Consider the following 8,440-nt stretch of genomic DNA (forward strand, 5'->3'; position numbering starts at 1 on the left):
GCGGGGCGCTGGCGGTTGCGCTCACTCCAGCCGGACGTCTTCCGTCGATCGCTTCGCGACCTCGCTCAGAACGGTGTGGAAGGCCGAGGCGATGGAATCGGGGTCGTCCGAGGTGCCTTCGACGACGTAGGTGAGTTTGCCGAGGGGCGGCAGGCCGGCCTCTTTCGGCACTTCCTGAAGGATCGTGCGTCTGAAGCTCTGCCCGATGGCGATCACGCCGAGGCCCGAGCGCGCGGCGGCCAGCACGCCCAGCAGATTGCTGCACTCGGCCACATCGACCCATGTGCGGCGGCCGGCCAGGAGCGCGCTCTCGGTGAGCGTGCGCGTCAGGCTCGGCTTCATATAAGAGATGAGGGGCACGGGATCGGACGGCTTCAGTTGCAGCGACGGATGCCCGATCCACACCATCTGCTCCTGCCAGAGCACCGTGCCGGCGGTTTCGGCGAGGCTCTTGCCGAGAATGATATCCACCTCGTGCGAGCGCAGCACGTCGCGCAGATGCTCGTTGCGGCCGGTGATGAACTTCAGGCCGAAATCCGGGAACTGCAGGCGGAAGATGCCGAGGACTTCCGGCAGGCGGGTGCGGGCGAATTCGTCTTCGATGCCGACCTTGAGAACGCCCTTCAGTCCGGGCCGCGCAAGGCGCAGGCGCACCTCTTCGGAGATGGAGAGGATCGACCGCGCATAGATCAGCATCGCCTCACCGTCCGGGGTGAGGTCCACCTTTCGGGTGGTGCGGTAGATGAGCCGCCGGTTGAGGCGCTTTTCCAGACGGGCGATCCGCTGGCTGATCGTCGACTGGGAGCATCCGATCTCCGCGGCAGCCAGACTGAAGCTGCGCCGTGTCGCCACCGCATCGAAGGCCCGCAGTTCGTCGGTGTCGACGAGGTCTCTACGCTCTTGCATGGTCCGGTCCGTGTATTTCCCGCAGTCAGGGCCTCTGTTTAGCAGCGAAAGGCCGGCTGACCAGCGTTACCCGCGCCGATCCGCAACTTATCGCAGGTCTGTCAGAATCGGGCGCCATTTATCGGCACACGCAATTGTTGTCGCGGGTCGTTCCAAACGCAGCCTTCGCCCGCTAAACTCTTGGTGCGGCGTCCCCCGGGTGCTGCCCGTGCAGCGGGCAACCGATGCCGGGCAACCGATACCGGGCCACGGTCGCCGGCCTGTCTGTCCCGCACCCGCGGGGGGGGCGGACGTTCAGCGCAACGCGGTCATCCTCGCCCCATCATTATTCCCGGCCCGTCATTCCCGCCCGATTATTCCGGTCCACTTATTCCCGTCCGGGAGGGTTGCCTGCGGTTGCACCCGCTCAGTATGATGATCTCATAGAAAATGCATACGCGGGGTTTGTCGTGAAGGGTCTTTTCGCTGCGATCGGGTTGTGCGCGGCCGGTCTGGCTTTCGGTGCCGCGCCCGCGGCGGCGCATTTTCAGGAGATCATTCCCTCCGCCGACGTGCTGCCGGAGGGCGGCCCCGTCACGCTCGACATGATTTTCACGCATCCCTTCGAGGGCGGCCCGGTGATGGAGATGAAGCGGCCGGTCGCGGTCGGCATGCTGGCCGGCGGCCAGCGGACCGACCTCACCGGCACGATCGTCCCCAAGCCGGCCGGCGATGCCGGCGGCTGGACGCTGACGCGCGACCTGTCCGAGCCGGGCGCGGCGATCTTTTATGTCGAGCCGCAGCCCTATTTCGAGCCGGCCGAGAACAAGCTGATCGTCCACTATGCCAAGGTGGTGGTCGACAGCTATGGCTCCGGCGAGGGATGGGACGAACTGGTCGGCCTGCCGGTGGAAATCCGGCCCCTGACCCGGCCGACCGGCCTGTGGACCGGCAACCTCTTTTCGGGAGTGGTGCTGAAGCAGGGCAGGCCGGTGCCGTTTGCCGAGGTTGAGGTGGAGTTCATCAACAACGGCGCGGTTTCGGCGCCCAACGATGCCTTCATCACGCAGGTCGTGCGGGCCGATGCCAGCGGCACCTTCTCCTATGCCATGCCGCGCGCCGGCTGGTGGGGCTTCGCGGCGCTCGTGGAGGGCGACGAGCCGGGCCGGTCGCCGGAGGGCAAGGCCGTGCCGGTCGAAGAGGGCGGACTGATCTGGGTGCAGGCGACCGACATGCCGGTCAAACCGTAAGAGGCGCTTCGTGGCCCATATTCCCGACGGCGTGCTTTCCGCGCCGGTTCTCATTGCGGGCGGCGTCGTTGCGCTGGCGGGCGTCGGGCTGGGCCTGCGCCGGCTTGATGACCGCCTCATTCCGCGCGCCGGCATCCTCGCGGCCGCGCTGTTCGTCGGCTCGCTGATCTCGGTGCCGGTCGGGCCGTCCAGCGTGCATGTGCTGCTCAGCGGGCTCATGGGCATCATGCTCGGCGTCGCCGCCTTTCCGGCGGTGCTGGTCATGCTGCTGCTTCAGGCCCTGCTGTTCGGCTTCGGCGGCCTCACCACACTCGGCGTCAACACGGTCAACATCGCGCTGCCGGGCGTCGTGTGTGCCCTGCTGCTCGGCCCGGCCATCCGCGGCACCCGCCATGCGGCCACGCGGGCCGTGCTGGCCGGTCTTGCCGGGGCGCTGTCGGTGGCCGGCACCGGCGGCCTCGTCGCCCTGTCGCTGTTCCTGTCCTCTTCCGAATACACGCCCGTGGCGAGCATTCTGATCGCCACCTATGTGCCGCTCATGATCGGCGAGGCCTTCATCACCGCGGCCATCGTGGCCTTCCTCGCTCGTGTGCAGCCCGATGCGCTGCGGCCGGTGGCATCGTGAAACGGTTCGCTGTCGCCCTCGTCATCGTGCTCGCCGCCGTGTCGCCGGCCGCGGCGCACAAGCTCAAAGTCTTCGCCGCGGTGGAGGGGCAGGCCGTGCGCGGCTATGCCTTCTTCATCGGCGGCGGCCGGCCGGAGGGCAGCGCCTGGGTGGCGAAGGACGCGGCCGGGGCACGGATTGCCGACGGCACCACCGATGCACAGGGCCGGTTCGCCTTCGATCTGCCAGCCGCCGTATCCGGCGACGTGACCGTCACCGTCGACACGCACGAGGCCCATATCGCATCGGTGCGGCTGGCGGCCGCCCGCCTCAGAGGCGCGGCCGCGGCACCCGCCGCGCCCGGCACCCCGGCCTCAGCCGCCCCAGCTGCCGCTGCCCCCGCCGCCGCTGGCGCCGCGCGGGATGACGCGCAGCTTGCCGCCCTCGTTTCCGCCGCGGTGCAGAGAGAGGTCGAACCGCTGCTGGAGCGCATCGAGGTCATGGATGCGCGCCTGCGCTTTACCGACATCCTCTCCGGCCTCTTCCTCATCATCGGTCTGGCCGGGATCGGATTGTGGGCCCGCGGGAGGCGGCGCTGATGCCCCCCGCCGACCCAAGGCTGCGTCTCGTGGCGGCGGTTCTTGCCGTCGTGGCGGTTTCGCAGCTGCGGACGCTGCCTGTGGCTGCGGCGGTGCTGCCTCTGGCCGTTCTGCTCGTGGTCTTCAGCCGGCCGGACCGCCGGCTGTGGCGGCGCATGCTGCATGTGGAGGGCTTTATGGTGCTGCTCTTCCTCACGCTGCCCTTCACGGTGGCGGGGCCGGCCGTCGCCACCTTCGGTCCGCTGGCGGTCAGCAGCACCGGGCTGGCGCGGGCCGCGCTGATCGCGCTCAAGGTTTCGGCCTGCGTGCTGCTTCTGGCGGCCCTGCTCGGCGGGCTCGATCCGGCCCGGCTCGGCGCAACGCTCCACGCCCTGTACGTTCCGGAACGGTTCAGCCGCCTGTTCGTGATGACGGCCCGCTATGTCTCGCTCATCCGCGACGAGGTCCGCCGGCTCACCGATTCCATGCGTGCGCGCGGATTTCGCCCCCGCTCGACGCGCCACACATGGCGCAGCTACGGCAATCTCGTCGGGATGATCCTCGTCCGCGCGCTCGACCGCGCAGAGCGTGTCGAGGAGGCCATGCTCTGCCGCGGCTATGCGGGCCGCTTTCCCTACGCCGCCCTTTCCGCCCCGCAACATCGCGACTGGATCGCCTTTGCCGTTATCTCCGGCACGGGCCTCCTCGCTCTGGTGGTCGACCGGCTATGACAGCCCTGATTGAGCTTCGCGATCTCACCCTGACCCGCGCGGGAGCGACGGTGCTGACCGGGGTCGACCTCACGCTGCAGCCGGGCGAGCGGCTGGCGCTGATCGGTCCCAACGGCGCCGGCAAGACGACGCTGCTGCGCAGCATCGTCGGTCTGGAGCGCGCCGGCGGCGGCAGCATCCGTCTGTTCGGCGCGCTGTGCACGACGGAACGGCAGTTCCGCAAGGCCCGGCCGCGGATCGGGTTTCTCTTTCAGGACAGCGACGACCAGTTGTTCTGCCCGACGGTGATCGAGGATGTGTCCTTCGGCCCGCTCAATATCGGCTGCACGCCGGCCGAGGCCGCCGCCCGCAGCCTGACGGCACTGGAGCGCCTGGGCATCGGCCATCTCGCGCCGCGCATCAGCCATCGCCTCTCCGGCGGCGAGAAGCGCCTCGTGTGCCTCGCCGGTCTGCTGGCCATGGAGCCGGATGTGCTGATGCTCGACGAGCCGACCAACGGCGTCGATGCGGAAAACGGCGTCCGGCTCCGGCAGGCGCTGGAGACGTTCGGCGGCGCCATGCTGCTGGTGTCCCATGACGCCGGGTTCGTCGCCGATCTCGCGACCCGCGCCGTGGTGGTGCAGCAGGGGCGGGTGCTGGCGGCCGAGGTCCACGAACATGCCCACGTTCACCGCCACCGCCACGTTCATCCGAAGCCGGACTGAGGCTGCGGCGTGCAAGGGGGGCGGATGCTCCCTCCGGGGCAGCATCAAGATCCGCCGGCGTGAACACCCGTTGGCCGCACCATTTATGGGCTGCCACAATCAGTCCGGCGATCATTTATTTCTGATCACGATATTTTGCGATCCACTCGCATGGCGCTGGTGCGTGCAAGAGGATTGCTGTTACAAACAAGCGCGATCCTGCAGATCGAAACGGCATGCCGCCCGGCATGACCGGAGGGGTCACATGCGACGAGGAAGTCTTCCATGCATTTCACGCCCAGGGAAATCGACAAGCTGCTGATATACATGCTTGCCCAGATCGCGCAGAAGCGGAAGGATGAGGGGCTGAAGCTCAACCACCCCGAGACGGTTTCGCTCATCTCTGTCGCAGCGCTCGAAGGCGCGCGCGCGGGCAAGACCGTTGAAGAGGTCATGGAACTCGCCAGCAAGACGATCACGCGCGACGACGTCATGGAGGGGGTTCCCGAGATGATCCCTTATGTCCAGGTCGAGGCCGTGTTCCAGGACGGCAGCCGCCTTGTCACCGTTCACAATCCGATCAAGTAGACCGACGGGGATCATGATGAGCTCAGATCAGTTGAAGGCTCCGGTTGGCGGCCTCGTGCTTGCCGACGGCGATATCGAGATCAACGCCGGTTATCCCACCACGACGCTGAAGGTGCGCAACACCGGCGACCGTCCGATTCAGGTCGGATCGCATTTCCACTTTTTCGAGGTGAATGCCTCCCTCGAATTCGATCGCGAGCAGGCGTTCGGAAAGCGGCTCAACATTCCCGCCACCACGGCGCTGCGCTTCGAGCCGGGCGACGAGAAGGAAGTCGTCCTCGTCCCCTATCAGGGCAAGCAGCGCGTGCTGGGCTTCAACAGCCTCGTCGACGGCTGGGTCGGGGATGAGAACTACAGCGATTATCGCCCGCGCCTGACGGATGCGCTCGAGCGCGTCAATCGTTACGGGTTCAAGAACAAAGCCTAGTACGCCACCTCGACAATTTGGGAACGGAGCTCTGAGATGGCAAAGATCTCGAGGCAGCAATATTCAGACCTGTTCGGCCCCACCACGGGCGACAAGATTCGCCTTGGTGACACCGACCTCTATATCGAGATCGAGAAAGATCTGCGGATCTACGGCGAAGAGGCGGTCTACGGCGGCGGCAAGACGCTGCGCGACGGCATGGGCTATGACAACGAGCTGACCAGCGCCGCGGGCGCGCCGGACCTCGTCATTACCAATGTCACCATTGTCGACGCCATTCAGGGCGTGATCAAGGCCGACGTTGGTATCAAGAACGGCGTGGTCTGCGGCATCGGCAAGGCCGGCAACCCCTCCATCATGTCGGGCGTCACGCCCACGCTCGCGCTCGGACCGGGCACGGATGCGATCTCCGGCGAGCACCTCATCCTGACGGCCGGCGGCATCGACGCCCATGTGCACTTCATCTCGCCGCAGCAGGCGGAGGCCGCGCTTTCCAACGGCGTGACCACTCTGTTCGGCGGTGGCATCGGCCCCAGCGACGGCACCAACGGCACCACCATCACCCCCGGCACGTGGAACATCGAGATGATGCTCCGCGCGTTCGACAGCTGGCCGGTCAATGCCGGCGTGCTCGGCAAGGGCAACGGCTCGGCGCCGGTGCCGCTGATCGAGCAGGTGAATGCCGGCGCCATGGGTTTCAAGATCCATGAGGACTGGGGTTCGACCCCGGGCGCGATCCGCAATGCGCTGACCGTGGCCGACAATTATGACGTTCAGGTCTGCATTCACACCGACACCCTGAACGAGGCCGGCTTCGTGGAGAACACGATTGCCGCCTTTGAGGGGCGCACCATCCACACCTACCACACGGAAGGCGCCGGCGGCGGACACGCCCCGGACATCATCCGCGTGGCGGCACTTTCCAACGTCATCCCCAGCTCGACCAATCCGACCCTGCCTTACGGGATCAACTCGCAGGCCGAATTGTTCGACATGACGATGATCTGTCACAATCTGTCGCCGAAGATCCCGACGGACGTCGCGTTCGCGGAAAGCCGCGTCCGCGCCGAAACGATCGCCGCGGAGAACGTGCTGCACGACCTCGGCGCGATCTCGATCCTGTCGAGCGACAGTCAGGCCATGGGCCGTGTCGGCGAAAACTGGATGCGCACCATCCAGACCGCCGACCTGATGAAGCAGCGTGCAGGCGCCTATGCGGGCGATACCTCGGGTAACGACAACCAGCGCGTGCTGCGTTTCGTCGCCAAGGTCACGATCAACCCCGCCATCGCGCAGGGCGTGGGCCATGTGATCGGCTCGGTCGAAGTCGGCAAGATGGCCGATCTGGTGCTCTGGGAGCCGGCGTTCTTCGGTGCCAAGCCGAAGATGGTGATCAAGGGCGGCATGATCTCGTGGTCGCTGATGGGCGATCCGAACGCGTCGCTGCCGACGCCGCAGCCGGTGATCTACCGGCCGATGTTCGGGGCGATGGGTTCGGCGCTGGCGAAGACCCGCGTGACCTTCACCTCGCACGCCGCGTTCGAGAACGGCATCGTCGATCGCTACGAGCTGAAGTCGCAGGTCATGCCGGTCTATGGCACCCGCACGATCAGCAAGAGCTCGATGGTCCGCAATTCGGCCATGCCTGCGATCGAGGTCAATCCGGAGACCTTCGCCGTGACGGTCGACGGCAAGCACGCCACGATCGAGCCGGCCAAGCGCGTTCCGCTGAGCCAGCTCTACTTCTTCAGCTGACGCGGGCACAGACCGGCCGGAGGGGGCGCATACCCCCTCCGGCCTTCCGTCGCGTCGCGTTCGTCCGGTGCGGCTTTTGCCGCAGCGGCCGGCGTGGCACCGGCATGCGCCGCAAGGGGCCCGCCATCGGCGGAAGACGCGCGTCGTTCCGGTCGCCTTGTTTCCGGCCCGCATTGTTCCCGGTTCGGGGCGCGAGGCGGATTTTCCGCTGCGGCGCCCTTTTCCCGGTCGGTCTTGTTGCGGCGTCCATCCACGGTAACGGCTTCGCGATGACGGCGCCGGGGCCCGTCGCGCCTGTGCCGTCCGTGGCGCCGGGGCTTCTCAAATCCGGATTGTTTCGGAGGGACACATGATTCTCGTCGAGAGCATACTCGGCAATCTTCGCGATCCGCTCTGGCAGGAGCGGGCCGGCACGGGCGTGGTCGATCCGCTGGTGCTGGAGCAGTGGGAAGCGCCCAAGAACCGCCTGCGCAAGGCGAGCGAGGGCGGCGTGGAACTGGCCATCGCGCTGCCGCGCTCCGAGCACCTGCACGACGGCGACGTGCTTTATTACGATCCGGCCTCGTCGGTCATCGTTGCCGCCCGCATCGCGCTGAAGGAAGTGCTCGTCATCGAGATGGACGGCATCGAGCGCCTCGCGCCGGCCGAAATTCTGCGCACCTGCTTCGAACTCGGCCATGGCCTCGGCAACCAGCACTGGCCGGCGGTGATCAAGGGCACGACGGTCTATGTGCCGCTGTCGGTCGATCAGAAGGTGATGGCCTCGGTCATGCGGACCCATGCCTTCCAGCATGTGAAGACCCGTTTCGCGCCGGGCGAGGAAATTGCCGCGAAGCTCGATGCCCGGGAAACGCGGATGCTGTTCGCCGGCGCCGATGCCACGCCGCATCACCATCACGGCGATCACGGGGCCGCTCACAGCCATGAGCACGGTCACGA

The 8,440-nt window shown here is 66.9% G+C and carries 10 protein-coding genes; 9 read left to right on the forward strand and 1 reads right to left on the reverse strand.

Features of this window, described 5'->3' with window-relative positions:
* Positions 1 to 21: 21 nt before the first annotated feature.
* Positions 22 to 906: a LysR family transcriptional regulator gene (locus V7067_RS02655; protein ID WP_334174325.1), complete on the reverse strand. Its 885-nt coding sequence runs from the start codon at positions 904 to 906 to the stop codon at positions 22 to 24.
* Positions 907 to 1,355: 449 nt separating this feature from the next.
* On the opposite strand from V7067_RS02655, the gene V7067_RS02660 reads away from it, so the two are divergent.
* The 9 genes from V7067_RS02660 to ureE all read left to right on the forward strand — a co-directional run.
* Complete coding sequence (locus V7067_RS02660; protein WP_334174326.1) at positions 1,356 to 2,135, forward strand: DUF4198 domain-containing protein; 780 nt, start codon at positions 1,356 to 1,358, stop codon at positions 2,133 to 2,135.
* 10 nt (positions 2,136 to 2,145) lie between these two features.
* Positions 2,146 to 2,760, forward strand: a complete 615-nt coding sequence (gene cbiM / locus V7067_RS02665; protein ID WP_334174327.1) for a cobalt transporter CbiM — start codon at positions 2,146 to 2,148, stop codon at positions 2,758 to 2,760.
* The gene (locus V7067_RS02670) at positions 2,757 to 3,338 is read left to right on the forward strand and encodes a cobalamin biosynthesis protein CbiL (RefSeq protein ID WP_334174328.1); all 582 of its coding nucleotides are present in this window, start codon (positions 2,757 to 2,759) and stop codon (positions 3,336 to 3,338) included. The genes cbiM and V7067_RS02670 overlap by 4 nt, the downstream gene beginning before the upstream one ends.
* Entirely contained in the window at positions 3,338 to 4,048 is a 711-nt protein-coding gene (cbiQ, locus tag V7067_RS02675; protein WP_334174329.1) for a cobalt ECF transporter T component CbiQ, read from the forward strand. The genes V7067_RS02670 and cbiQ overlap by 1 nt, the downstream gene beginning before the upstream one ends.
* Positions 4,045 to 4,752, forward strand: coding sequence for an ABC transporter ATP-binding protein (locus V7067_RS02680; protein ID WP_334174330.1), 708 nt, complete (start codon positions 4,045 to 4,047; stop codon positions 4,750 to 4,752). The genes cbiQ and V7067_RS02680 overlap by 4 nt, the downstream gene beginning before the upstream one ends.
* Before the next feature lie 264 nt (positions 4,753 to 5,016).
* Positions 5,017 to 5,319, forward strand: a complete 303-nt coding sequence (locus V7067_RS02685) for an urease subunit gamma (RefSeq protein ID WP_334174331.1) — start codon at positions 5,017 to 5,019, stop codon at positions 5,317 to 5,319.
* Positions 5,320 to 5,335: 16 nt separating this feature from the next.
* Entirely contained in the window at positions 5,336 to 5,746 is a 411-nt protein-coding gene (gene ureB / locus V7067_RS02690) for an urease subunit beta (RefSeq protein ID WP_334174332.1), read from the forward strand.
* 36 nt (positions 5,747 to 5,782) lie between these two features.
* Positions 5,783 to 7,501 carry an urease subunit alpha gene (locus tag V7067_RS02695; protein WP_334174333.1) on the forward strand — a complete coding sequence of 573 codons (1,719 nt, stop codon included), beginning with the start codon at positions 5,783 to 5,785 and terminating at the stop codon, positions 7,499 to 7,501.
* Between the two features lie 349 nt (positions 7,502 to 7,850).
* Positions 7,851 to 8,440: urease accessory protein UreE (gene ureE, locus V7067_RS02700; protein ID WP_334174334.1), on the forward strand; the 590-nt coding region annotated here is incomplete at its 3' end.

Source organism: Pseudoxanthobacter sp. (assembly GCF_036822375.1).
In the GTDB taxonomy this organism is placed as follows: Bacteria; Pseudomonadota; Alphaproteobacteria; order Rhizobiales; family Segnochrobactraceae; genus Pseudoxanthobacter.